The sequence below is a fragment of the Actinosynnema pretiosum genome, assembly GCF_024171695.1.
In the GTDB taxonomy this organism is placed as follows: domain Bacteria; phylum Actinomycetota; class Actinomycetes; order Mycobacteriales; family Pseudonocardiaceae; genus Actinosynnema; species Actinosynnema pretiosum.
Genome location: NZ_JAMTCF010000004.1, coordinates 409,676 through 434,596, shown reverse-complemented (window position 1 = coordinate 434,596; position 24,921 = coordinate 409,676). Strand labels below are relative to the sequence as shown.

Below are 24,921 nucleotides of genomic sequence, written 5' to 3'. Positions count from 1 at the left end.
GCGCGGCACCACGAGCCGCCCGGTTAGGTGAGCGCAATTGTCACCGGGGTGCGCGACACTGCCCCGGTGGAACTGATCAGGCTCACCCCCGGCTCGTGGCGGACCTGGCGCGACATCCGGCTGACCGCGCTGGCCAGCGACCCGGCCGCGTTCGGGTCGGTGCTGGAGCGGGAGCGCGGGTACACCGAGCAGGACTGGCGGACCTCGCTGCTGCCCGAGCAGGGCGTGCGGGTCGTCGCGCGGGACGCGGGGGCGGGCGCGGAGGGCTCGGTGGGGCTGGTGGCCGCGATCCCGCACTGGGAGGACAGCGGGGTGCTCTACCTGTTCTCCATGTGGGTGCGGCCGGAGGCGCGCGGGCGCGGGGTGGGCGCGGCGCTGGTGGGCGACGTGCTGGCGTGGGCGGGCGAGCACGGGTGGCCGGTGGTGCGGCTGCGGGTGTTCCTGGACAACGGGCCCGCGCGCAGGCTGTACCGGCGGATGGGGTTCACCGGCGAGGGCGAGCACCTGGAGCGCGGGCTCGGCGACGGCATCCCCGAGCAGGCGGGCGCGCCCTCCCCCGCGACGGCGTCCTCCACGGCAGCGGACCGCGCCGAGCGGTGAGCTGATAAGTCACCCCGAACGGTCATGGGCCGCGCGCCGCGCGCTGCCTACGGTGGTCGCATGACCGATGCCTTGATCTTCGACGCGGTGCGCACACCGCGCGGCAGGGGGAAGCGGGGGTCGCTGCACAGCGTGAAGCCGATCTCCCTGGTGTCCGGGGTGCTGTCGGCGCTGGCGGCCCGCAACGACCTGGACACCTCGGCGGTGGACGACGTCCTGCTGGGCGTGGTGTCGCCGGTCGGCGAGCAGGGCGGGGACATCGCCCGCACGGCGGTGCTGGCGGCGGGCTGGGACGTGCGCCCGGCGGGCGTGCAGCTCAACCGGTTCTGCGCGTCCGGCCTGGAGGCGGTGAACCTGGCGGCGGCGAAGGTGGCGTCCGGGTTCGAGGACCTGGTGGTGGCGGGCGGCGTCGAGTCGATGTCGCGGGTGCCGATGGGCTCGGACGGCGGCGCGTGGATGGCCGACCCGGAGACCAGCGCGGCGACCCGGTTCGTGCCGCAGGGGGTGAGCGCGGACCTGATCGCGACCCTGGAGGGGTTCAGCCGGGAGGACGTGGACGCGTTCGCGGTGCGCTCGCACCAGCGGGCGGTGCTGGCGCGCGACAAGGGCTGGTTCGAGAAGTCGCTGGTCCCGGTGGTGGACCGCAACGGCACGGTGGTGCTGGACCACGACGAGGCGATCCGGCCGGAGACCTCGTTGGAAGGGCTCGCGGGGCTGAAGCCGAGCTTCCAGTTCCACGGGGACCTCGGCTACGACCTGGTGGCGATCGACCGGTACCCGCAGGTCGAGCGGATCTCGCACGTGCACACGCCGGGCAACTCCTCGCAGATCGTGGACGGCGCGGCGGCGGTGCTGCTGGGCGGCGAGCGGGTCGGCCGGGAGCTGGGGCTCACGCCGAGGGCGCGGGTGCTGGCGGCGTCCGTGGTGGGCACCGAGCCGACGATCATGCTGACCGGTCCGGCCCCGGCCGCGCGCAAGGCGCTGGACAAGGCCGGGCTGACGGTCGAGGACATCGACCTGTTCGAGGTCAACGAGGCGTTCTCGTCGGTGGTGCTGCGGTTCCAGCGGGAGCTGGGCGTGCCGGACGAGAAGGTCAACGTCAACGGCGGCGCGATCGCGCTGGGGCACCCGCTGGGCGCGACCGGGGCGATGATCCTGGGGACGCTGCTGGACGAGCTGGAGCGCCGGGACCTGAGCCGGGGGCTGGCGACGCTGTGCGTGGGCGGCGGCATGGGCATCGCGACGATCATCGAGAGGGTCTGAGATGGCCATCCGCTACGAGCGGGACGCCGAGGGCGTCGTCACGCTGGTCATGGACATGTCGGGCTCGGCGAACGTGATGAACGCCGAGTACCAGGAGGCGATGGGCGCGGCCGTCGACCGGCTGGAGGCCGAGCGCGACGAGATCACCGGCGTGGTGCTGACCTCGGCGAAGAAGACGTTCTTCGCGGGCGGGGACCTGAACCTGCTGGTGTCGGTGACGCGGGAGAACTCCGCCGAGGTGCTGGCGGGCGTGTCGGACGTGAAGGCGCAGCTGCGCAGGCTGGAGAGGCTCGGCAGGCCGGTGGTGGCCGCGATCGCGGGCGCGGCGCTGGGCGGCGGGCTGGAGATCGCGCTGGCCTGCCACCACCGGGTGGTGCTGGACGACGACCGGATCAAGCTGGGGCTGCCCGAGGTGACGCTGGGGCTGCTGCCCGGCGGCGGCGGGGTCACCAGGATGGTGCGGATGCTCGGGCTCCAGGCCGCGCTGCCGCTGCTGATGGAGGGCAGGCAGCTGCGCCCGAAGCGCGCGCTGGAGGCCGGGTTCGTCGACGAGCTGGCCTCCTCCAAGGAAGAGCTCGTCGCCAAGGCGCGGGCGTGGATCGCGGCCAACCCGGAGCCCGTGCAGCCGTGGGACCGCAAGGGGCACTCCGTTCCCGGTTTCCGGGCGTTCGACCCGCAGGCGTACGGGGTGCTCGCGGCGGCGCCCGCCGTGCTGCACAAGAGGACGCGGGGCGCGTTCCCCGCGCCGGAGAAGATCCTGGCGGCGGCCGTGGAGGGCGCGCTGGTCGACTTCGACACCGCGCTCGTGGTGGAGGACCGGTACTTCCTGGAGCTGGTGTCCGGGCAGGTCGCCAAGAACATGATCGGCACGTTCTGGTTCCAGCTGAACGAGATCGCTGCGGGCGGGTCGCGTCCGTCCACTGTGGAGTGGACCGCCGTGGCGAGGGTCGGCGTGCTCGGCGCGGGCATGATGGGCGCCGGGATCGCCGAGGTGACCGCGAAGGCGGGCATCCCGGTGGTGCTCAAGGACGTCTCGCTGGAGGCCGCGCGGCGCGGCGCGGGCGAGGTCCCCGGCATCACGCCCACCGACTCGGACGCCGACCTCGCCGGGTGCGACCTGGTGATCGAGGCCGTGTTCGAGGACCGGGAGCTGAAGAACCGGGTGCTCGCGGACGCCGAGTCCGCCGCGCTGGACGGGGCGGTGATCGCCTCCAACACCTCGACGCTGCCGATCACCGGGCTGGCGGGCGCGGTCGCGGACCCGGAGCGGTTCATCGGGCTGCACTTCTTCTCTCCGGTACCGAAGATGCGCCTGGTGGAGATCATCCGGGGCGAGCGGACCTCGGACGAGACGCTGGCGCGCGCGTTCGACTACGTGCTGAAGATCGGCAAGACGCCGATCGTGGTCAACGACAGCAGGGGCTTCTACACCTCGCGCACGTTCGGCTCGTACGTCACCGAGGCCATCGCGATGGTCGGCGAGGGCGTGGCGCCCGCGCTGGTGGAGAACGTCGCCAAGCGCGCCGGGATGGCCGTGGGGCCGCTCGCGGTGTCGGACGAGGTGACGCTGACGCTCCAGCTGCGCATCCGCGACCAGGCGGTGGCCGACGGCGAGAGCGGTGCGGGCGGCGCGGGCGTGCGGGTGGTGGAGGAGCTGGTCGCGCAGGGGCGGACCGGCAAGTCCGGCGGGGCCGGGTTCTACGAGTACCCGGAGGGCGGGCGGAAGTTCCTGTGGCCGGGGCTGGCCCGGTACGGGCGCGCGGACGCCGGGGTGACCGAGCGGGACGTCGAGGACCGGCTGCTGTTCGTCCAGACCCTGGAGACGGTGCGGTGCCTGGACGAGGGGGTGCTCACGTCGGTGCGCGACGCCAACGTGGGCAGCGTCCTCGGCTTCGGGTTCGCGCCGTGGAGCGGCGGGACGCTCCAGTTCGCCAACGCCTACGGGCTGGCGGCGTTCGTGGAGCGGGCCGACTACCTCGCGGACACCTACGGCGAGCGGTTCCGGCCGCCGTCGTCGCTGCGCGAGCGGGCCAAGTCGGGCGAGGACTACCGGTAGCGCGGGGCGGCCCCGGTGCGGTACGCGCCGGGGCTGCTGCCGGTCCAGCGCTTGAACGCCCGGTGGAAGGCGCTGGCCTCCGAGAAGCCCAGGCGCAGCGCCAGCTCCTCCACCGACTCGCCGCCGCGCACCAGGCTCGCCACCGCCTGGTCGCGCAGCAGCTGCTCGCGGACCTCGCGGAACGTGGTGCCCTCGGCGGTGAGCCTGCGGCGCAGCGTCGCGGCGCTCACCCCGAGCCTGGCGGCCACCTCGGGCAGTCCGGGCGCGCCGGAGCCCAGCTCGCGGCGGACCTGGCCGGAGGTGGCGGCCCCGTGGTCGCGGCGGGAGAGCAGCTCGGCGGGCGAGTTGCGCAGGAACCGGCGCAGCGCGGCCTCGTCCTGGGCGACCGGCATCCGCAGGAAGCGGGTGTCGAACTCCAGCGCGGTGATCCCGGCGTCGAACCGCAGCGGGCAGCCGAAGATCAGGTGGTACTCGGCGACGTGCGGGGGTTCCGGGTGGGCGAGCGCGGCCGAGCGCAGCGGGATGCGGCGGCCGATCAGCCAGGACGAGAAGCGGTGCCACAGCACCAGGAGCGACTCGACCAGGAAGCGGTCCGGGTCGTCCAGCGCCCCGGTGTCCAGCTCCAGGCGGGCGGTGGGGGCGGTCGGGTCGGCGCGCAGGGCGGGCGCGGGCTCGACGTCGAACAGGTCGTAGAACGCCATCCCCCGGCGCAGCGCGGACTCCAGCGACGGGCAGTGCACGGCGAGCAGGCACATGGTGGCGAACGTGCCGCGCTTGCTGCGGCGCGGGGCCAGGCCCATGAACTCGTCGTCCAGGTCGTCCCAGAGGGCCTGGATCAGGCGGGTGTACTGCTCGGGGGTGACGCGGGCGCGGGTGTCGGCGAGCAGGGCGGGGCCGATGCCCGCGGCGTCGAGCAGGGGATCGACGGGCCTGCCCGCCCGGCGCGCGCCGCGCAGGGCCGCGGTGACGTAGTGGATGGCGACGGTCCTGGTGAGCATCGGGTCCGAGTGTGGCGCACCGGCGGGGGCCGGGGAGCGGCGACGCGGGGTCGGGGAGAGAAGGTCCCGCGTCGCCACCCCGGTTGCCCGGACCCGTCGTGGGGTCCTCAGCGCCTCGCCGGTGGGGCATCCGCCCGCCCACCCACGAGGGACGTTGGTGTGGTTCCCGCCACAAAACGATAGTTGGTCTAGACCAGTGGCGTCAATACGGCGACCGGCGGCAACCGAGCACGTTCCGTTACCGCCGCGTTGCTTTCGCGTGACGCACCAGCGGTTGAGCCCGAACGGCCCACCGGATTGCCTGAACGGTCCGCGACCGCCCGGCGCAGCGGGGTGCGCGCCGATGGCCCAAGCGCCGGGGGCCGGGCGCGGAGACAGGGGTGCGGATCGATCGGCGACGAGCGGTACTGTCAGCCCGCCCACCCCCGCGCGGGGGCGTCCGGGCGATCTCTCCGAGGAGGCTGCGGGTGCGGGTGGTGTGGGCTGCGGGTGGCCTGGCGCTGGCCACTTCGGCGCTGGCGGGCGTCCTCATCGGCGTGTACGTCAGCGGGGACGAGACCGAGAGCGGAATCCCCTCGGCGACCTGGTCGACCGGGGTGTCGTCGACCCCGCCCAGCTCGTCCGAGGCGCCGTCGAGCAGCAGCTCCGCGCCCTCGTCCTCGGTGGTGACCAGCACGACCACCACCACGACGACGAAGACGACCACCAAGACCCAGGAGCAGGCGCCGCCGCAGGTCGAGGAGCCCCCGAAGTCGGAGGAGCCGCCGAAGGCCGAGCAGCCGACGACCACGACGACGACCACCACCAAGGGCTGGGAGTGCGGCCCGCTGAACCTGTTCCCGCCGGACCACTGCAAGGACTGACCCGACGGGTCCGGTGACGCCCGGTGACGGGTGGTCGCGGTGAGTGTGAACGCGGCGGTTCCGGCGAACGGGTGGTGTGAACCGGCGCGCGGGTCGGACGAGGCCGTCGGGGACCGGACCACCGCCCGACGCGGCGGTCGGCGTGGCCCAGCCGGGGTCGGTGGTCGCAGGCGGAAACGCCACCGTCCCCCGGTGGCAACGTGGCCGCGAAACCCTGGGGCGATGAACCCCACACCGAAGACCTGGCGGCTGCGGTTCGAGCTGCCCGACAGCCCCGGCGCCCTGGCGCGGGTGACCATCAGGCTCGCCGCGCGCGACTGCAACGTGCTGGCCCTGTCGGCGATCCCGGTGCCCGGCGGCGTGGTGGACGAGCTGGTGGTGACCACCGGGCCGGGCGTGCTGCCCGCCGACCTGGTGGAGGAGATCCGCGCCGAGGGGGCCCGCGCGGTCGGGATCACCCGCGCCGACGTGCGCGACCTGGTCGACGGGCCCGCCGCCGCCCTGCGCGCCGCCTCCGCCGCCATGACCGACCCGGCCGCGCTGGCCGAGGCGCTGCGGTCGGTGCTCGGCGCGGACTGGGTGCGGGCGCTGGCCGAGCCGCCCGCCGAGGACGGGAACACCGCGCACCTGCTGGCGTCGGACGGGGTGACCGTGGTCGCCAGGCGGGCGTGGACGCCGTTCACCGAGGTGGAGCTGACCAGGGCGCGGGCGCTGGCCGAGCTGGTGGGCGCGACCGGGGCGAGCGCGCCCACCGGGACGGTGACCGGCGACGGGATGGCCGTGGTGATCCGGGCGGGGCAGCCCTCGGACGAGGGCGCGGTGGCCGCGCTGCACGGGCGGTGCTCGAAGCGGTCGCTGTTCGCCAGGTACCACGCGGGCGTGAGCGCGCTGCCGCGCCGCTGGCTGCACCGGCTGCTGGCCCCGCCGAGGGGGACGGCGCTGGTGGCGCAGTGCGCGGACCGGGTGGTGGCGATCGGCCAGCTGATCCGGACGTCCGCGCCCGAGGTGGCCGAGGTGTCGGTGCTGGTGGAGGACGAGTGGCAGCGGCGCGGGATCGGGGCGGCGCTGCTGGTCCAGCTGGCGCGGGCCGCGCGGGCGGACGGGCACCGGGAGCTGGTGGCGTGGTGCCTGCCGGAGGAGACGGGTTTCCAGCGGGCGGCGGAGCGGGCCGGGCTGGCGTTCTCGACGCGGCGCGAGGACGGGGCGGTGCGGGTGTCGATCGCGGTGCGCGGGTCGGTGGAGGGACGCGGGTCGGTGGCGGACGGGGACGCGGGCACGGGGCTCGCGTCGGCCGGTGAGCGCGGCGCGCTGCCGGGGCGGGGCGCGGCGGAGGCGGTGCGGCGGACGCGGACGGCGTGAGGGCGGCGCGGCGGAACGCGGCGACGGCGCGGCGGGCGAGCACGACCCGGCGGAGGGGCGGCGCGGGACGACCCGCGAGCACGACGCGGGTCCGCGCGGCCGACGGGCGCTGGGAAGCCTGCGGGCGCGGCAACCCTCTCCCCCCTGGGACGCGCGAGCGGGACGCCGGTGGCCCCACGGGGCCGGGTGCGACGCGCGGTTCGCGGCGCCACGCGACCGGACGCGGCGCGAGACCCGCGACGACCCGGCGGCACCGCGCGACCAGCCCCGGCCTCGGGTCCGCGACCGGCAGGCCCAGCCTCCGGGCGCACACCCGCCCGACAGCGCCCCGCCAGACAGCGCCCCGCCCCCAGCCCCGCCTTCGGGCGCACGACCGCCCCGCAGCCCCGCAGGGCCTCCACCCCACCGGTTCCAGGCTGCGCCACCACCCGTCCGGCGTTGCCCGGGAGCGCTCCCGGGCGGGTGTTGTCCGGCTAAGCTGATGTTTTCGCCGAACAGCGTCCGGGAGTGGTGCCGGTGTCCGTCCAGTCGCACGTGAACGCCCGCCCCACGTTGGAGGACGTGGCAGCGCGAGCGGGTGTCTCCCGTGCGACGGCGTCGCGGGTGCTCAACGCGTCCCCGAGGGTGAGTCCCGAGGCGCAGGAGGCGGTCACGGCGGCGGCGCGGGACCTCGGCTACCAGCCCAACCAGGCCGCTCGGGCGCTCGTGACGCGGCGCAGCGGCGCGGTCGCCGTGGTGTTCTCCGAGCCCGAGCCCAAGATCTTCGACGACCCGCACTTCGCCTGGCTCACCAGGGCCGCCGCCCGCGCGCTCGCCGACGCGGACGTGCAGATGGTCCTGATGCTCGCGCACTCGCCGCAGGACCAGGACCGGGCGCAGCGCTTCCTGCAGGGCGGCCACGTGGACGGCGCGCTCGTGTTCGCCCCGCACAAGGGCGACCGGCTGCTCGCGCTGGCCCGCAAGCTGCCGCTGCCCGTGGTGTACGCGGGGAGGCCGTGGGGCTCGCTGCGCGGGCTGAACTCGGTCGACCACGACAACACCGGTGGTGGCGAGCTGGCGACCAGGCACCTGATGTCGTTGGGGCGCAAGACGATCGCCTCGGTGACCGGCCCGCTGGACGAGCTGGCCGCCGCCGACCGGCTGGCCGGGTGGCGGCGCGCGCTGGGCGCGGACGACGAGCGGACCGCGCTGCTCACCGAGGACGGCGGCTTCTCCCGCGAGGGCGGGAAGCGGGCCATGACGGCGCTGCTGGAGCGGGCGCCCGACCTGGACGCGGTGTTCGTGGCGAGCGACCTGATGGCGGCGGGCGCGCTGGACGCCCTGCGCGAGGCGGGCAGGCGGGTGCCGCAGGACGTCGCGGTGGTGGGCTTCGACGACCACCCGTCCATAGCGCCGCACACCACGCCCGCGCTCACGACCGTCCGCCAGGACACCGGCAACCAGGTGTCGCACATGGTGGCGCACCTGCTGCGCCTGCTCAGCGGCGAGCAGGTCCGCTCGAAGCGCCAGGTGCTCCCGACCGAGCTCGTGCGCCGCGAGTCGGCTTAGGGGCGTGGCGGACGCGGGTCCGCCCGAGGACGGGGGGGCGGGCGCTTCCGGATTCCGGTGGGATGAGGGCGGAGCCGCCGGGGGGCGAGGGCGCGGCCCGGCCGGGGGACGGGATGGCGCGCGCCACGGCACCACGCGCCACGGCGTTCGGGCACCGGGCCCTGCGGCCCGCGCGAATCAGGCACCGGGCCTTGCGGCCCGCGCAAAGATGCCCAGCGCCCTGTTCGGGCGCTGGGCGGGACGAGCGCGCGGCCCGGCCGGGGGAAGGAATGGCGCGCGCCACGGCACCACGCGCCACGGCGTTCGGGCACCGGGCCCTGCGGCCCGCGCAAAGATGCCCAGCGCCCTATTCGGGCGCTGGGCGGGTCGGCCCGGCCCTCGCTCGGGCCGACCCGCACCTGTTCTGAGGGCACATCGCCCAGAACGGGACGCGCCGGGACAAAAAATCTTCAAAAAACGGGGCGGGGCCGCACCAGAAGGTCCGGCCCCGCCCCGTTCTCCCCTTGCCCCGGCGCGGTGCGCGGGCCCCCGAGCCCCCGCACCGCGCCAAGCTCGTGCGGCCTACTCCTCCGCCATCCCCGACACGATCGAGGTGCGCGCCGCCCGCCGGGCGGGCATCGCGGCGGCGATCACCGCGGCCACCACCGCCGCGACCAGCATCACGCCGATCTGCCCCACCGGGACGTCCAGCACGATGTCGATGCCCTCGCCGCCGAACGAGCTGGTCAGCGCCCAGCCGACGCCGACGCCGAGCACCAGCCCGATCGTGGCCCCCATCAGCGCCATGAGCACCGACTCGACCACCAGCATCAGCCGCAGCTGCCCCTTGGTGAGCCCGAGCGCCCGCAGCAGCGCGGTCTCCCTGGTGCGCTCCAGCACGGACAGCGCGAGCGTGTTGGCGATGCCGAACAGCGCGATCACCACGGCCAGCCCGATCAGCGCCCACACGAACCCGAGCATCTGGTTGACCTGGGAGTTGATCAGGTCCCTGGTCTCGGCGGCCGAGCTGATCACGGCCAGCGGCGAGGTGTCGGTGACCTTCTCCAGCGCGGCCCGCCCGTCGGCGGTGCTCACGCCCTCCTTCAGCTTGACCATGACGTTGCTGTGGCCGGGCTGCTCGGAGTTGACCGACTCGGCGGTGCCCAGGGTGGTCAGGCCGTAGCCGATCTGCCGCCCGGTGATGACGGCGACGACCTCCAGCTCGGCCTTGTCGCGCTTCTCGACGTCCCCGACCTTCACCCGGTCGCCGATCTTGATGCCCGCGGACTTGGCGTACTCGTCGGTGACGGCGAGGTCGCCGTCGCCCAGCGCGTCGAGCGATCCCTCGACGACCTCGGGCAGCACCACGGCGCCGAGCGCGCTGCGCCGCACGCCGATGAAGTACCCGTTCTCGGCGTACACCTCGGCGGTGGGCTCGGCCTGCGCGACCTGCGGCACCTCGCCGAGCCGGTCGGCCAGCTCGACGGGCAGCTGCCTGCCGTAGATCGAGGAGTTGACGGTGAAGTCGGCCGGGTACTGCTCGTCGAGCCGCTGGGTCGCGGTCTCCCGCACGGACCCGCCGACGACGGTCACCGAGACCACGATGGACACGCCGACGATGAGCGCGGCGGTGGTGGCGGCGGTGCGGCGCGGGTTGCGCTCGGCGTTGCCGACGGCGAGCTTCGCGGGCACCCCGAACAGCAGGCCGGGCACGATCCCGAGCAGCTTGTTGACCGGCCCGACCAGCAGCGGCCCGAGCAGCAGCACGGCGGCCAGCAGCAGCATCGCGCCCGCCGCGCTGGCGAACATGGACATCTCCAGCTGCTCGGAGCGCTGCCCGACGACCAGCACGCCCGCGCCCGCCACGACGAGCAGCGCGGCCGAGGCGATGCGCAGCTTGCCCGCGCGGCGCACGTCGTCGCCGCTGTCGATCTGGTTGCGCAGCGCGGCGATCGGCGCGACGCGGGTGGCCTTGCGGGCGGGCAGGGCGGCGGCGAGCACGGTGACCAGCACGCCGACCGCGAACGCGGCGAGCACGGTGGTCCAGGTGATCGGCGTCTGCACGCCTGCCGCGCCGCCCGCGCCGAGCGCGTCGATGCCCCGCTGGAGCAGGGCCGCGACGCCGAGCCCGGCGCCGAGGCCGAGCACCGAGGCGACCAGGCCCATCACCAGCGCCTCGGCGAGCACGCTGCGGAACACCTGCGAGCGGTTGGCGCCGACGCAGCGCAGCAGCGCCAGCTCCTTGGTGCGCTGGGCGACCAGGATGGTGAACGTGTTGTAGATGACCATGGAGGCCACGACCAGCGAGATGGCCGCGAACACCAGCAGCGGCAGGGTGAAGTTGATGCCCTGCTTCGCCAACTGCTCCATGGTGTCGGCCTCGGCCTGGGCGCCGGTGCGCACCCGGTACTCGCCGCCGAGCGCGGTGGCGACGGCGTCGCGCAGCTGGGCGTGGTCGCTGCCGGGCGCGGCGAGCGCGACGACCTCGGTGGTGAACGGCTCGTCGCCGAGCTTCGCCATCAGCTCGGGCGTGACCACGCCCTGCTCGCCGTAGCCGAGGGACATCGGGTTGCTGGACTGCCGGTAGGTGCCCACGACGGTCAGCTCGTGGTCGCCGGACTCCTGGCTCATCAGCTTGGTGGTGCTGCCGATGGTCAGTCCGGTGGACTTGACGCCGCGCTCGTCGAGCGCGATCTCGTTCGCGGACTGCGGGAAGCGGCCGTCGGCGAGGTCGAACTCGCGCAGCTCGGGCGTGGTGGCCACGGACTGCACGCGGGCCTCGCGGGCCTTGCCCCTGCTGTCCACGAGGGCGGCCCAGACCGTGGAGCGGCTGTCCGCTCCGCTCACGCCGGGCACGGCCCTGACCTCGGCCAGCGCGGACGCCGGGACGCTGGTCAGCTCGGAGGCGTCCCCGTTGATCTTGACGGACACCGCGACGTTGCGGGAGCTCTTGGCGTACTCCTCGCGGGTGCTGGCGTCGATGGCGTCGCCGAGCACGAGGGTGCCGGTGACGAAGGCGACGCCGAGCGCGATGGCGATCGAGGAGAGCACGAGCCGCGCGGTGCGGGCCCGCAGGCCCGCGATGATCGTGCGCAGCATCAGGCCCCCAGGTTCTTCAGGGCCGCGAGGACGCTGTCGGCGGTGGGGGCGGTGATGTCGCCCGCGAGGTGGCCGTCGGCCAGCAGCACGACGCGGTCCGCGTAGGAGGCGGCGACCGGGTCGTGCGTCACCATGATGACGGTCTGGCCGAGCTTGCGGACCGACATGCGCAGGAAGTCCAAGACCTCGGCGCCGGAGCGGGAGTCCAGGTTGCCGGTGGGCTCGTCGGCGAACACCACGTCGGGCCGGGCGACCAGGGCGCGGGCGCAGGCCACGCGCTGCTGCTGGCCGCCGGACAGCTCGGTCGGCTTGTGCTTGAGGCGGTCGCGCAGGCCGAGCACCTCGACGATGGTGTCGAACCACTCCCGGTCGGGCTTGCGGCCCGCCAGCTCCAGGCCGAGCAGGATGTTCTGCTCCGCCGTGAGCGTGGGCAGCAGGTTGAACGACTGGAAGACGAACCCGACCCGGTCCCTGCGGAGCTTGGTGAGGTCCTTGTCGCCGAGGCCGGTGATCTCGGTGCCGCCGATGCGCACCTGGCCGCCGTCCGAGTCGTCCAGGCCCGCCAAGCAGTGCATGAGGGTGGACTTGCCCGAGCCCGAGGGTCCCATGATCGCGGTGAACCGGCCCGCCTCGAAGGCGACGGTGACCCCGGCCAGCGCGTGCACGGCGGTGTCGCCCTTGCCGTACACCTTGACCAGTCCGGTCGCCTCCACGGCGGTCCGGGTTCCGACGTCGGACACGACTGCGGACATGGTTGTGCTCCCTGGGGTCTGGGGCGCCGGTGGGCCGGATCCGCTGGCCGCGTCCCGCGTTCCCGCCGTGCTTCTGGCTGACGGGGAGAACGCTATGGCGACGCGGTGTGCGCGGGCGTCGGCTCGGCGGCGGGTGCTCGATCAGCCCCCTGGTGGGGACGGCGGTCCACCTGCGGGATGACCGGGGAGCGGCCGGGCTCATCCCGCAGGGGCACCGGCTACCCCGTGACGTCCAGCAGCCCCCGCTCGAACGCGATCGCGACCGCCTCGCCGCGCCTGCCCGCGCCGAGCTTGGCCATGATCCGGGTGAGGTGCACGCTCACCGTCTTCTCGCTGATCACCAGCTCCTCGCCGACCTCGCGGTTGGTGCGCCCCAGCGCCACCAGCGCCAGCACCGACCGCTCGCGCGGCGTGAACGGGTCGACCTGCCCACCGGGCACCTCGCCCCGCAGCACCACCCGCCCGCGCCGCGCGGTCTGCCGCACCGCGTCGCGCAGCGGTCGCGCGCCGAGCAGCTCGGCCGCCGTGTCCGCCGCCTTCAGCAGCGACGCGGCCTGCTCCCGCTGCCCGTGCGCCAACGCGGTCTCCGCCGCCCGCCACCGGCACACCGCCTGCTCGTGCGCGTCCCCGAACAGCTCCGCCGCCGCCAGCCACGGCCCGGTGGCGATCCCCCCGACGAGCCGGTCCTCCTCGGCGTCCACCCGAGCCGACCAGGCAGCCGCGTCCGCGCCCCCACCCCGCACAGCCCTGCCCCGCTCGGCCAGCGCCCGCCCCTCGGCCACCGCGCGCTCCTCGGCGTCCCGGTCCCGCCGCCGCCGCCCGCGCCCGGCCAGCTCCGCCCACGCCGCGACCCCCAGCGCGACCAACCGGACCGGTTCCCCGGAGACCTCCAGCGCCTCGCCGACCCGCTCCACCGCGGAGTCGGGCTGCCCGCGCCACAACAGCAGCTCCACGTCCGCAGCGCCCGCGACCTCGGCCGTCCACGCGTCCCGCGACCACCGGACCCCGCCCAGCTCCCGCTCGGCCGCCTCGAACTCCCCGCGCCCCACCAGCAACCGGGCCCGCGCGGCGGCCAACCGCTCCGACCCCCAGGCCCCCGCCTCGCCTGCGGCCCCGGCCGCGCCGACCCAGTCCCCGGCCCGGTGCCGGGTCACCACCTGCCAGGCCCGCAGCTCGACCCCGAGCGCGCTCCACGCGACCCCGGTCTCCTCAGCCCGGCGCACCCCGTCGTCGAACGCCTCCACCGCGAGCCCCGGCCGCCCGACGTCGTGGTGGAACCGCCCCAACGCCCGCCGCGCCCGCAGCTCGGCCCCGACCGCACCCCCGGCGCGCGCGTGCTCCACGGCCTCCAGGTGCCTGCGCAAGGCCGACTCCCCCAGCCCGTCCTCCGCGTCCAGCACCGCCAGCGTGGTGAGCGCGTCCGCGACCGCAGCCCAGGCCCCGGAGGCCCGCCCGTCCACCACGGCCTGCTCGGCCCGCTCGGCGGCCTCGGCCCGCTTGCCCCCCTCGTGCAGCGCGGCGGCCCACCCCGCCAGCACCTCGGCCCGCTCGACGCACGCGGGCCGGTCCCGCAACAACAACCAGGCCTGCTCGACGGCGGCCTCGCGCTCACCGTCCGAGTCCGCCAACTCCCCCAGGGCCCGAGCCAGCCGCAACCACAGCCCAGCCCCGACCTCGGGCGAGGCGCCACCCGCCAACTCCGCGCCCGCACGTGCCAGCGCCACCGCCCGCTCCGGAAGCCCACTGGCCCCAGCGGCCCACGAGGCCTGCCGCAACAACTCCGCCTCGCTCACCCCACCGGGCGTCCGCACCGCGCTGCTCCACAACCGCAGCGCGACCTCCCGGTGCCGCAACGCCTCGGCGGGCGCCCCACAAGCCGCAGCCTCCCCCGCAGCCCGAACCGACGAGGCCAACGCCAGCACCGAATCCCCGGAAGCCAACGCGTGATGAGCGACCGCACCGGCGACCCCGCGCCCCACCACACCGCCCAACAACTCGGCGAACGCAGCGTGCAACCGCACCCGCTCCCCAGGCAGCAGATCAGCGAGCACGGCCTCACGGGCCAACGCGTGCCGGAACCGATAGGCCCCGCCCCGCTCGACCAGCACCCCGTGCCGAACCGCTTCGCGCAGCGCGCCCCCCAGCTCCCCCTCGCCGGTGAACGCCGCCAACTCCGCCACCCGCACCGCCCGCCCGGCGACGGCGACCACCCGAACCACCCGCGCGGCGCAGGCCCCGAGCAGGGAAACCCGAGCCAGCGACGCCTCCCCGCGCGTGTGCGGATCGGCGGCCAACTCCTCGGCCAGGAACGGATTCCCCTCGGCCCGCTCGGCCACCCGCAGCACCAGCTCGTCCGACAACCCGGCGTCCAGCGCCGCCACGAACCCCCGCGTGTCGATGGCGCTCAACGGCGCCAAATCCAACCGCCGCACCAACGGCAACCGCGACAACTCGGCGAGCACCGCCCGCAACGGGTGATCCCGCCGCAAGTCGTCGGACCGGTGCGTGGTCACGACGAGCAACCGCTGATCCCGCAACCGCGACAGCAGGAAAACCAGCAGGGCACGGGTAGAAGCGTCCGCGAGGTGCAAGTCCTCCAGCACCAACAACACCGGCCGCCGCACCGAGAGCTCGGTGAGCAGCGCCAGAACCGCGTCGAACAGCCGCAACTGCCCAACGTCCTGCTCCCCCCGCCGCCCAGGCAACCGAACCCCGTGCGGCTCGACACCCCCCACGGGCCCAGCGCTCACCTCGGGCAGCAACCACCGCAACGCGGGCCGCGCCCCAAGGTCGAGCAACCCCTCGTCCCGAACCCGCTCGACAACCTCGTTGAACGGCGAATAGGGCACCCCGGTCTCACGAACGTCAAGGCACCGCCCACCGAGCACCAGCGCACCACCGGCAGCCCGCCCCAACTCGTCGACCACCCGAGACTTGCCCACCCCGGCCTCACCCGAGACGAGCACCGCCCCAGGCCTGCCGAGCACCGCGTCCTGGAGCGCTGTCCGCAGGCCCGTGAGCTCCCGAACGCGCGCCACCAGGGGAATTCCGGAACCGAGACGTGCCACGGCTGCATGGTCGCACACCTGACTTGGCATCGACGTGAGCTTGATCAACCAGCAGCCGCACCGTTGCCCGCTCGGGTCCGAAACCCACCAAACGGTCGCGCCCCAAACGGTCGCGCCCCAAATGCCACCACCACCAGCACACCCACAAGCCAAACCGCACAGCGACCTCACCGCACGAGCCAACGCCCCCGCACCAGCCAACGCCCCGCACTCGCCAACTTCCCCGCACTAGCGGGCTGCGGGGCGAGCGAAGCGAGCCCAAGCAGCCCCAATCCCGCGTCCCTCTTCTCCGTTTGGCCTGGCGAAGCCCGAGCACGCTCGTCAAGATGCCGCCGCACTGCCCGGAAGACCGCCCGAGTCAAACGGCGTCTTGACGAGTGTGCTTGCCTGAAAGGAGGCCAAACGGAGAAGAGGGACCCCGCCCACCGCAGTGGTAAACGGGACCACAAGACCAACGGTCACCGGCCGACAGAGCTCGTCCCCCTCTTTTTTGGAGGCCTGCCCCGCCGGCGAGGCGAGCCCTTCAGCTTTTGACTTTCAGCTCTTAATCCCTCTCCCCCTCAAACTCCCCCCTCCCCCACCCCCTACCCAACCCGCTCAGCCCGAGTCCGGGCCAACCTCCCCCGAACCTCATCAGCCTCAGGCGCCCCCAACTCCGTGAACAACGCCAAAGCCCGCTGCCAGTGCGCCACCGCCCCACCAACCCCCTGCCGCTCGAAAACCCGAGCCAACCGGTCATGCGCAAGCGCCTGGTGATAATCACTAGCCACCTCAGTGGCCAACGACAACGCCGTCCGCGCCGAAGCCGCAGCCGACGCGTGCTCCCCCGACTCCAACAGCACAGTCGACAAATCGGTGTGGCACGAGGACTCCCCGCACTGCTCCCCCACCTCCCGGTACATCCGGATAGCCGCGTCCAACCAAGGCAGCGCGTCCGGATACCGCCGCGTCACCGAGTACAACAACCCCAGGTTGTGGTGCGCGTTCGCCTCAGCCCACCGCGATCCCGCAGCCCGGCTGACCTCCAACGCCTCCCGATAACAAGCCTCCGACTCGTCGACCCGCCCCAAAACCTGGAGCGTGTCCGCGACCGTCGTCAGAGCCCGCGCCTGAGCCGAGACGTCCCCCCACTCCCGCGCCACCTCCAACGCCTCCTGGTGCCGCGCCAACGCCTCCTCCGACCGGTGGAACTGCGCCAGCGCCACCCCGAGGTTGAACAGCGTCACGAACCGCGCCTCGGGGTCCCCCAACTCCCTGGCCGCCCCCAGCGCCCGCTCCGTCGTGCTCAACCACGTGTGCCGATCAGCCCGCAACCAGAAGAACCGCGACAATGTGTAGGGCAACTGCCAAGCGTGCGCCAACCACCGCCGCTCCCCCGACTCCCCGGCGTGCTCCGCGGCGGCGATGATGTTCGCCTGCTCCGCCTCCAACCACGCCGTGGCGTCCACGACCCCGCTCAGCACCGGCACGTCGACCGGAACGTGCTCGGGCGCGACCCGCACCGCCCCCCGCCCCACCGGCATCAGCGCGTCGGCCAGATCCGCGCAGTGCAAGTAGTAATCCAGCACCCGCCCGGTGGCAGCCCTCCGCTGCTCCTCCGGCAGCTCCGCCGCCAACGCCCGCGTGTAGACCCGCACCAGATCGTGCGCCCCGTACCGCCCAGGCTCGTTCACCGTCAGCAGGTTCGCCGACGTCAGCACGTCCAGCTCCCGCTGCGCCGCCGCCAGCGGCAACCTCCCGAGCGCCGCAGCCGCATGAGGCGTCACATCCGCCCCAGGGTGCAACCCGAGCAACGCCAGCAAGTGCGCAGGCCGAGGCGGCAGCGCCCGGTGCGAGGCGTCCAGCGCCGCCCGGACCGTGGAGTCCTCGTCCTCCAACCCCAGCGCCGCGAGCCGCCCGTGCTCGTCGTCCAGCTCCGCCACCAGCTCAGCCGCCCGCAACGACGGCGCGGCCAACCGGGCCGCCGCGATCCGCAACGCCAGCGGCAACCCGTCGCACAGCACGGCCAGCCTGCGCAACGCCCCCATCTCCCCCGGATCGCGCCGCCCCAACAACTCCAGCGCCGATTCCTGGTCGAGCACGTCCAGCTCCACCAGATGCGCCTCGGCGTGCGCGACCAGCCCCACCAACCTGCGCCTGCTGGTCACCAGCACGCAGGAAGGCGCCCCCGTGAGCAGGGCCATCAACTCGGTCGACCCGCGCGCGTTGTCGAGCAGCACCACCATCCGCCGATCCGCGACCAGGGTCCGGAACAGCGCCGACCGCTCGTCCACCCCCACCGGAACGTCCTCGGCGGGCACCCCCAACGTCCGCAGGAACCGGTTCAGCACCTCCCCGGCGCCCAGCGGCTCCTGGTTCGGGTCGTACCCGTGCAGGTCCACGTAGAGCTGCCCGTCCGGGAACTCCTCCCGAACCCGGTGCGCCCAGTGCAGGGCGAGCGCCGTCTTCCCCACCCCGGCGGGCCCCGTGACGACGAGCACGACCCCGCTGTCCCGGTGCTCCCGCAGCAGGGCGTCCATCCGCTCGAGCGCCGCGGCCCGCCCCGCGAGCGCCACCGGCGCACGCGGCAGCTGGGCCGGGACGGCAGCCGCAGGCCGGACCTCCGGCACCGCCACCACGACCGCCCGCCGACTCCCGGCGGGCTCGGGGTCGTCCCCCGCCAGGATCGCCTGCTGCACCCTCCGCAGCTCAGGCCCCGGCTCGACCCCCAGCTCGTCGATGAGCCCCCGCCGCGCGTCCCGGTACGCCGCCAGCGCCTCCGCCTGCCGCCCCGCCTGGCACAGCGCCCGCATCAGCAGCCCGTGCCCGCGCTCGCGCAGCGGGTGCTCCCCGACCAGCGCGGTCAGCTGCGGCACCAGCTCCGCCCCGCGCCCGAGCAGCAGCAGCACCTCGGCGCGCTCCTCCAGCGCCGCCAGCCTGCGCTCCCCGAGCCGCTGCCGCTCGACCTCGGCGAACAGCCCGGTGACCCCGCCGAGCGGTTCGGCCCTCCACAGCGACAACGCCGATTCCAGCTCCGCCGCCGCCCCCTCCAGGTCACCCTGGGCCCTGCTGCGGGCCGCCGAGGTGGTGGCGAGCTCGAAGGCGTCCAGGTCGACCGAGGAGGTGGGCACGCGCAGCAGGTAGCCGTCGCCGACCGAGGTGAGCAGCTCGGCGGGCGCCCGCCTGGCCCGGTGCGGTTCGAGGGCGCGCCGCAGCCCGGCCACGTAGGTCTGCACGAGGTTGACCGAGGAGGTCGGCGGGTTCTCCCCCCACACCGCCTCGATGATCTGGTCGCGGCTGACCGGGGCGTTGCGGGCGAGCAGGAGCACGGCGAGCACGGCCCGCTGCTTGGCCGCCCCGAGGTCGACCTCCCGCGCGTCCTCCCGCGAGCCGCGCACGGCGCGCAGCAGCCCGAGCACCTCGAAGCGGAGGGGGGCCGGGTCGGCCGCCTCCGCGCCACCGGCGCCCGCCGCCACGGGGGCGTTCCCGTCGTCGTGCTCCACCCGAACCGATCCTCCGCCCAGGGCCGCCACCTGCGGCGCGATAGCGCTCCAGTGCGGCTCCAGTCGTGCTGTAGCCGCATTCTTACGCTAAGCGTGTCCGGCCGACCACACAGGGCGAATCCCGGTGGGGGAGGTTGGACCAGACAGCGGAACATCCGCTGCTCTCCCCGAACGACGAGGGCAGGCCGGCGTGCAAGGGGCATCCAGCCCGCGGCGGCGGAACGCCGGTTTGCCCTCGTCCCCGCATGGGAGAGGGGTCGTCCGGTAGGGGACGGCCCCTCTCCAGTGCCCTCCCCAACGCGGAAGAGCCGGTCGACGGGACCCGAACCTCCCGTCGACCGGCTCTTCCGTCGTGCACGCGCCGGACCTGCCTGGTCCGCGGGCCCCGGCCCGCTCCCCTGTCGACCAGGACACCGGGCGCGGGGTGCGGGGCGCTCGGGGCGACCGCGCGAGCGCGGCCCCCTCGGCGCGGACCGGTGGCCGCCGGGCGCCTGCGGCCACCGGTCCGGCTCAGGACTCGCCCACCAGCACCGGCTCGCCCTCGGGCCGGGCGGCCTCGGCGGCGCGCGCGGCGGCCTTGCGCTTGCGCAGGTACACGACCAGCGCGATCAGGCAGCCGACCGCCATCACGCCCCACATGGCCCGGCCGAAGGCGGCCTCGATGTACTTGGCCGAGGCTCCCGCCGCCGAGCCGATGCCGATGTGCAGCGCGGACCAGGCGGCGGCGCCCGCGATCGAGGCGGGCAGGAACTTGCGGTAGTCCAGCCTGGCCGCGCCCGCCGACGCGGGCACGAGGGTGCGCACGACCGGCATGAACCGCGCGATGAACACCGCGTACGCGCCGCGCTTGCGCAGCAGCTCGCCCGCCTTGTCCCAGTGCTCCTGGCCGATCTTGCGCACGAGCCTGCTGGCCCGCAGCCGGTCGCCGAAGCGCCTGCCCAGGTAGTAGCCGATGCTGTCGCCCGCGACGGCGCACACCGTCACCACCAGCCACATGATCAGGAAGCGAGGGACCGTGTTCGCGGTGGTGGACGCCAGCAGCAGGGCGGTCTCGCCGGGGGCGAGGAAGCCGACGCCGAGGGTGCACTCCGCGAGCGTCATCGCACCGGTGACCGCCAGGACCGCAGGCTGGGGCAGTCCGGCGAGCCCTTCGAGCGCGTCGGTCACAAAACCCATCGAAATCCCCCAAACGGATCACGGGTACATCACACCAGGCACACGGCTGACCACGCAGAGCATTTACCCGGTGATCTGACGAGCGCACGCGCCCGCCGGGAGGGCAGCCCGCAGCCGCCCCGTCACCAGCACACCAGCAGTCCGCCGCGCTGTCATCATCTCCTGGTCTGATCCTGGCTTCCGCCGTAAGTAGCACACATCGGCAGGATTCCGGACATCCTGACCCAAAAAAGTGAGGGTGACCCCCTGGAGGGTCACCCTCTTCACACGCCATGTGACCGGATTCGCCATCCGACCGACGGGATCTGGCCGACGGGATCCGGCCGACGGGTTGTCACCGCGCCGACGTCACCGCCCGTCGAGCGCCCCGCCCTTGGCGCCGCCCGCGAAGCGCGCCCACTCGCGGGGCCCGAACTCCAGCATCCCGCCCGCGCGGTTCTTCGTGTCCCGCACGGCGGTCAGCGCGCCGTCGCGGGCGACCTCCACGCAATCCGCGCCGGTCGCCGTGGTGCGACTGCCCTTGCGCCAGTTCTGGTACATCTTCCCGCCACTCCCGGTTCAGGAGAGTTCCCGCGCGACCAGCCCGACCAGTGCCGCGGATTCACCGGGGTCGAGCGCCGCTGTCGCCAATCGCGAGAACATCTCGGAATACCTCAGCACATCCGAGGACTGCTCCAAATACACTTCGTTCCGCGTTGTTTCGAGGTATACCACGTCACGATCCTGCTCATCGCTGAAGGACAGCAGCACGAACGGGCTGTCCATCGCGGAATAGGCACCCGCGGTGAACGGGATCACCTGAACGGTGACATTTTCCCTTTCACCCATTTCGGAGAGCTTCGCCAACTGCTCCGCCATCACGGCCGTCCCGCCGACGAGCCGCCGCAGCGCCGCCTCGTCCACGACCGCGTGCAGCCGCAGCGGCGGGTCCTCGGCCAGCAGCGCCTGCCTGGCCCTGCGCAGCTCGACCCGCCGGTCGACCTCGAAGGCCGACGAGCCGGGCGAGACGTCGGCGATCAGCGCCCTGGTGTACGCCTCGCACTGGAGCAGCCCCGGCACCATCAGCCCCTGGTAGGTGCGCACCCGCTCGGCGTCCGCCTCGAAGCCCACGTACTTGCCGGGCGCGATGTCGCCGAACTCGTCCCACCAGGCCTTGCGCCGCGCCTGCCTGGCGAGCTGGACCAGCTCGTCCAGCAGGTGGGGGTCCGCGCCGTAGGCGGTGAGCATGTCGCGCACGTCGCGGGGCGTGACGCCGACCCGCCCGGTCTCGATCCGGCTGATCTTGGACGCGGAGCACTCCAGCCGCTCGCCCACGTCCTCGATGGTGAGCCCCGAGGCCTCGCGGAGCCTGCGCAGCTCGCCGACGAGGCGTCTCTTGCGCAGGGTGGGGCTCTCGCCGCGCGACATCCGCGCACCTCCTGTGTGCAGCTGTGCAGCACAGTCTCGGGCCGTTCACCCGGCAAGCAAAGAGACGTCATCCATTCGTGTACTGCAACTTGCAGGTGGGCACGTGCTGGTCCCAGGCTGCTGTGGCAACACCGAAGGGGAGGGCGGCATGGCTGCCGGTAGGGAGCGGCGAGGATGGCTCTGACGGTCTTCGGCCAGCTCGACAGGTCGCTGCACGACCACTTGGCGGCGCTGGTGCGCAGGGCGGACCAGGCCGACGGCGAGACCGCGGTGGAGCTGGCCCGCTCGGAGCTGCCCCGCGTGGTGGCCGCGCTGAAGTCCCTGCTCGACGAGCACCAGCCGGACGAGCGCGGGCGCTGCGGCACCTGCCGCAGGCGGTGGAGCGGGCTGTGGGGCAGGCGCAGCACGGCGCCCTGCCGGGCCTACATCGGCGCGCAGCTGTGCCTGGCCGTGGCCGGTCCCCGGCCGGTCGTCGGGCCGCGCGACGCGCTGGACGACCTCGACGGCTTCGAGGACGCCCTCGGCGACTCCTTCCGCGACACCTGGCGCGCCCCCCGCAGCGACCCTCACCGCGACCCCCAGCGCGCCCCGCACGGCGACACCCACAGCGACACCCACCGCGACACCTTCCGGGACGCGGGCCACTAGCGCCCCTCCCCCACGCGCGAGCGGGCCCGACCGCCCGTTCGACGTCGGGTGGCGACCTCCCCCTCGAAGTCGCGCCCTCCAGGAGCACCCGACACCACAGGCCGTGGCGGAACCGGCCCCGCACCCCCGACCGGGGTCCGGTTCCGCCACGGCTTTCGAGCGTCCGCCCCTTTCGGGCAATTCGGACGACCACACACGGTCACGTTCCGTTGAATGATCAACACTTACGGGTGTCACGCCTGGTCAGCGCACCGGTGCCGTCGTCATCATGGACGGTGAACCGCAGTGCCGACACGTCCCCCCGTGCCGACACGGATGTGCCACCGCCGCCACCCATCGGGCCCGTCTCCCGCGTTCGTCGGACTGCACCCCTCGACGCCAGTGAGGATTTCGATGAACCGAGCCCGGAAGTCGCACGCAGGTGAGCACACCACCGCGGGCCCCCCGAGCAAGCCCGGCCTGCTGACCGCGCTGCGCCACGACGTGCCCGCCTCGCTCGTGGTGTTCCTGGTGGCCATCCCGCTCTCCCTCGGCTTCGCCGCGGCCAGCGGCGCGCCGCTGATGGCGGGCCTGGTGTCCGCCGCCGTCGGCGGGATCGTCGCGGGCGCGCTCGGCGGGGCCCCGATGCAGGTCAGCGGCCCGGCGGCGGGCATGGTGCTGATCACCACGAGCCTGATCGCCGAGTACGGCTGGGCGGCCACGGCCATGATCACCGTGGGAGCGGGCCTGTTCCAGCTGGCCTGCGGCCTCACCGGCGTGGCGCGCGTGGCGCTGTCGCTGTCCCCCGCCGTCGTGCACGGCCTGCTCGCGGGCATCGGCGTGACCATCGCGCTCAGCCAGCTGGTGGTGGTGCTCGGCGGCGAGGCGGGCGCCACCGCCGAGGAGAACGTGCTGATGGTGTTCGCGCCGGTCGACCTGGAGTCGCTCGCGGTCGGCGCGGTCGCGGTGGCCGTGATGCTGCTGTGGCCGCTGGTGCCGCGCGCCTCGTTCGCCCCCGCCCCGCTGGTCGCGGTGGCCGCCGCGACCGGGGTCGGCGCGGGCCTCGACGTGGCGCGGGTGGAGCTGCCCGGCATCGAGGGCCTGGTCGCGCCGGTGATGCCGTCGGGCTCGATCACCGGGATCGCGTTCGCGGTGGTGACGGTCGCGGTGGTGGCCAGCGTGGAGACGCTGCTGTCGGCGGTGGCCGTGGACAAGCTGCACGACGGCCCGCGCGCCGACCTGGACCGCGAGCTGGTCGCGCAGGGCGTGGCGAACACCGTGGCGGGCGCGGTCGGCGGGCTGCCGGTGAGCGGCGGCATCGCGCGCGGCTCCACGAACGTGGCGGCCGGGGCGGTCACCCGCATGTCGGCGGTGCTGCACGGGGTGTGGATCGGGGTGTTCGCGCTGGCCCTCGGGTCGGTGCTGGAGCTGGTGCCGCTGGCGGCGCTGTCGGGCGTGCTGCTGGTGGTGGGGCTGCGGCTGGTCAGCCCGGAGCGGATGCGGGTGCTGTGGCGGCACGGCGAGTTCACCGCGTACGCCGTGACCGTGGTGGGCGTGGTGGCGCTCGGGCTGGTGCAGGGCGTGCTGCTCGGGGTGGCCGCGGCGGTGCTGCGGTCGGTGTACCGGCTCGCGCACTGCTCGGTGCGGGTGGACGAGGCAGGCGGCGAGGGGTGCCGGGTCGTCATCCGGGGTTCGCTGGTGTTCCTGGGCGCGGGGCGGATGGTGCGCGAGCTGCGCGCCGTGCCGCTGCGCAGGCACGTGGTGCTGGAGCTGCACATCGACTTCCTCGACCACGGCGCGTTCGAGGCGATCGAGGACTGGCGGGCGGGCTACGAGCGGCTCGGCGGCTCGGTCGAGGTGCTGGAAGTGCACGACACGTGGTTCTCGAAGGCGACGAAGGGGATGCCCGCGCTGCGCAAGGCGCCGGTGGCCCCGTCGGCGCGCTGGTTCGCGCCGTGGTCGTACTGGCAGCAGCGGCGGGACGCGGTCGGCGAGGTGGTGGTGCCCCGGCAGCGGGACGAGGTCGACCCGATGATCCTGGGGATGCACGAGTTCGAGCGGTTCGCCGCCCCGCTGGTGCGGCCGTTCCTGGCCGAGCTGGCCGAGCGCGGGCAGCGGCCGGGGCAGCTGTTCATCACCTGCGCGGACTCGCGGGTGGTGCCCAACATGATCACCACGTCGGGGCCGGGCGACCTGTTCTGCGTGCGCAACATCGGCAACCTGGTGCCGGTCGACGGCGACGACTCGGTGGCCGCCGCCGTGGAGTACGCGGTGCGGGTGCTGGCGGTGCGGACCGTGGTGGTGTGCGGGCACTCGGACTGCGGGGCGATGAAGGCGCTGCTGGACGGCACGGCTCCGCCGGGGTCCCGGCTGCGGTCGTGGCTGCGGGCGGCGGACGCGAGCCTGATCCGGTTCCACGAGCGGGGCGGGCCCGCGTCCGGCGAGTCGGTGGTGGAGCGGCTGGCCGTGGCGAACGTGGCGCAGCAGCTCGACAACCTGATGGCCTACGAGTGCGTGCGCGAGGCGGTGGGCTGCGGGGCGCTGCGGCTGGTGGGCATGTACTTCGACATCTCCTCGGCCAGGGTGTACCTGGTCGACCCGGAGCGGGGCGCGCTGGCGCCGGTCACCACCTGACCCGGCGGTG

Annotated in this window: 16 protein-coding genes; 8 read left to right on the top strand and 8 right to left on the bottom strand. The window is 74.3% G+C overall.

The features are described 5' to 3' along the window. Window positions 1-66 precede the first annotated feature (66 nt). The 3 genes from LV78_RS11045 to LV78_RS11035 are packed head-to-tail and all read left to right on the top strand — an operon-like array spanning window position 67 to window position 3,919. Window positions 67-600 carry a GNAT family N-acetyltransferase gene (locus LV78_RS11045; RefSeq protein WP_253844780.1) on the top strand — a complete coding sequence of 178 codons (534 nt, stop codon included), beginning with the start codon at window positions 67-69 and terminating at the stop codon, window positions 598-600. 60 nt (window positions 601-660) lie between these two features. After that, window positions 661-1,863: an acetyl-CoA C-acetyltransferase gene (locus tag LV78_RS11040; RefSeq protein ID WP_253844778.1), complete on the top strand. Its 1,203-nt coding sequence runs from the start codon at window positions 661-663 to the stop codon at window positions 1,861-1,863. Window position 1,864: 1 nt separating this feature from the next. Next, window positions 1,865-3,919 carry a 3-hydroxyacyl-CoA dehydrogenase NAD-binding domain-containing protein gene (locus tag LV78_RS11035; RefSeq protein ID WP_253844776.1) on the top strand — a complete coding sequence of 685 codons (2,055 nt, stop codon included), beginning with the start codon at window positions 1,865-1,867 and terminating at the stop codon, window positions 3,917-3,919. Here the strand turns inward: LV78_RS11035 and LV78_RS11030 are convergent. Continuing rightward, window positions 3,910-4,917: an AraC family transcriptional regulator gene (locus tag LV78_RS11030; protein WP_253844774.1), complete on the bottom strand. Its 1,008-nt coding sequence runs from the start codon at window positions 4,915-4,917 to the stop codon at window positions 3,910-3,912. The two genes, LV78_RS11035 and LV78_RS11030, sit on opposite strands and share 10 nt — an antisense overlap. A 467-nt stretch (window positions 4,918-5,384) precedes the next feature. On the opposite strand from LV78_RS11030, the gene LV78_RS11025 reads away from it, so the two are divergent. From LV78_RS11025 to LV78_RS11015, 3 genes are all read left to right on the top strand, one after another. Then, entirely contained in the window at window positions 5,385-5,780 is a 396-nt protein-coding gene (locus tag LV78_RS11025) for a hypothetical protein (protein ID WP_253844772.1), read from the top strand. Window positions 5,781-6,002: 222 nt separating this feature from the next. Next, the gene (locus tag LV78_RS11020; protein WP_253844770.1) at window positions 6,003-7,139 is read left to right on the top strand and encodes a GNAT family N-acetyltransferase; all 1,137 of its coding nucleotides are present in this window, start codon (window positions 6,003-6,005) and stop codon (window positions 7,137-7,139) included. A gap of 561 nt (window positions 7,140-7,700) precedes the next feature. Then, window positions 7,701-8,687, top strand: coding sequence for a LacI family DNA-binding transcriptional regulator (locus LV78_RS11015; protein ID WP_253844769.1), 987 nt, complete (start codon window positions 7,701-7,703; stop codon window positions 8,685-8,687). 561 nt (window positions 8,688-9,248) lie between these two features. Here LV78_RS11015 and LV78_RS11010 read toward each other — a convergent pair. From LV78_RS11010 to LV78_RS10980, 7 genes are all read right to left on the bottom strand, one after another. Further along, window positions 9,249-11,765, bottom strand: a complete 2,517-nt coding sequence (locus tag LV78_RS11010; protein WP_253844767.1) for an ABC transporter permease — start codon at window positions 11,763-11,765, stop codon at window positions 9,249-9,251. Continuing rightward, entirely contained in the window at window positions 11,765-12,517 is a 753-nt protein-coding gene (locus LV78_RS11005; RefSeq protein WP_253844766.1) for an ABC transporter ATP-binding protein, read from the bottom strand. Before LV78_RS11005 ends, LV78_RS11010 begins: the two co-directional genes overlap by 1 nt. A gap of 218 nt (window positions 12,518-12,735) precedes the next feature. Continuing rightward, window positions 12,736-15,585 (bottom strand): helix-turn-helix transcriptional regulator, encoded by a 2,850-nt coding sequence (locus tag LV78_RS11000; RefSeq protein ID WP_253844764.1) that lies wholly within the window; start codon window positions 15,583-15,585, stop codon window positions 12,736-12,738. A gap of 584 nt (window positions 15,586-16,169) precedes the next feature. Further along, the gene (locus tag LV78_RS10995; RefSeq protein WP_253844763.1) at window positions 16,170-19,067 is read right to left on the bottom strand and encodes an AfsR/SARP family transcriptional regulator; all 2,898 of its coding nucleotides are present in this window, start codon (window positions 19,065-19,067) and stop codon (window positions 16,170-16,172) included. 510 nt (window positions 19,068-19,577) lie between these two features. Then, window positions 19,578-20,243: a DedA family protein gene (locus LV78_RS10990; RefSeq protein WP_253844761.1), complete on the bottom strand. Its 666-nt coding sequence runs from the start codon at window positions 20,241-20,243 to the stop codon at window positions 19,578-19,580. Window positions 20,244-20,591: 348 nt separating this feature from the next. Next, on the bottom strand, window positions 20,592-20,783 hold the full coding sequence (locus LV78_RS10985) for a DUF397 domain-containing protein (protein ID WP_253844760.1): 192 nt from the start codon (window positions 20,781-20,783) through the stop codon (window positions 20,592-20,594). A gap of 18 nt (window positions 20,784-20,801) precedes the next feature. Then, complete coding sequence (locus tag LV78_RS10980; protein ID WP_253844758.1) at window positions 20,802-21,650, bottom strand: helix-turn-helix domain-containing protein; 849 nt, start codon at window positions 21,648-21,650, stop codon at window positions 20,802-20,804. Between the two features lie 174 nt (window positions 21,651-21,824). Between LV78_RS10980 and LV78_RS10975 the strand changes: the two genes are divergently transcribed. Both LV78_RS10975 and LV78_RS10970 read left to right on the top strand, forming a co-directional pair. Next, window positions 21,825-22,298, top strand: coding sequence for a hypothetical protein (locus tag LV78_RS10975; protein ID WP_253844756.1), 474 nt, complete (start codon window positions 21,825-21,827; stop codon window positions 22,296-22,298). Window positions 22,299-22,691: 393 nt separating this feature from the next. Then, window positions 22,692-24,911 carry a SulP family inorganic anion transporter gene (locus LV78_RS10970; protein WP_253844754.1) on the top strand — a complete coding sequence of 740 codons (2,220 nt, stop codon included), beginning with the start codon at window positions 22,692-22,694 and terminating at the stop codon, window positions 24,909-24,911. Window positions 24,912-24,921 lie beyond the last annotated feature (10 nt).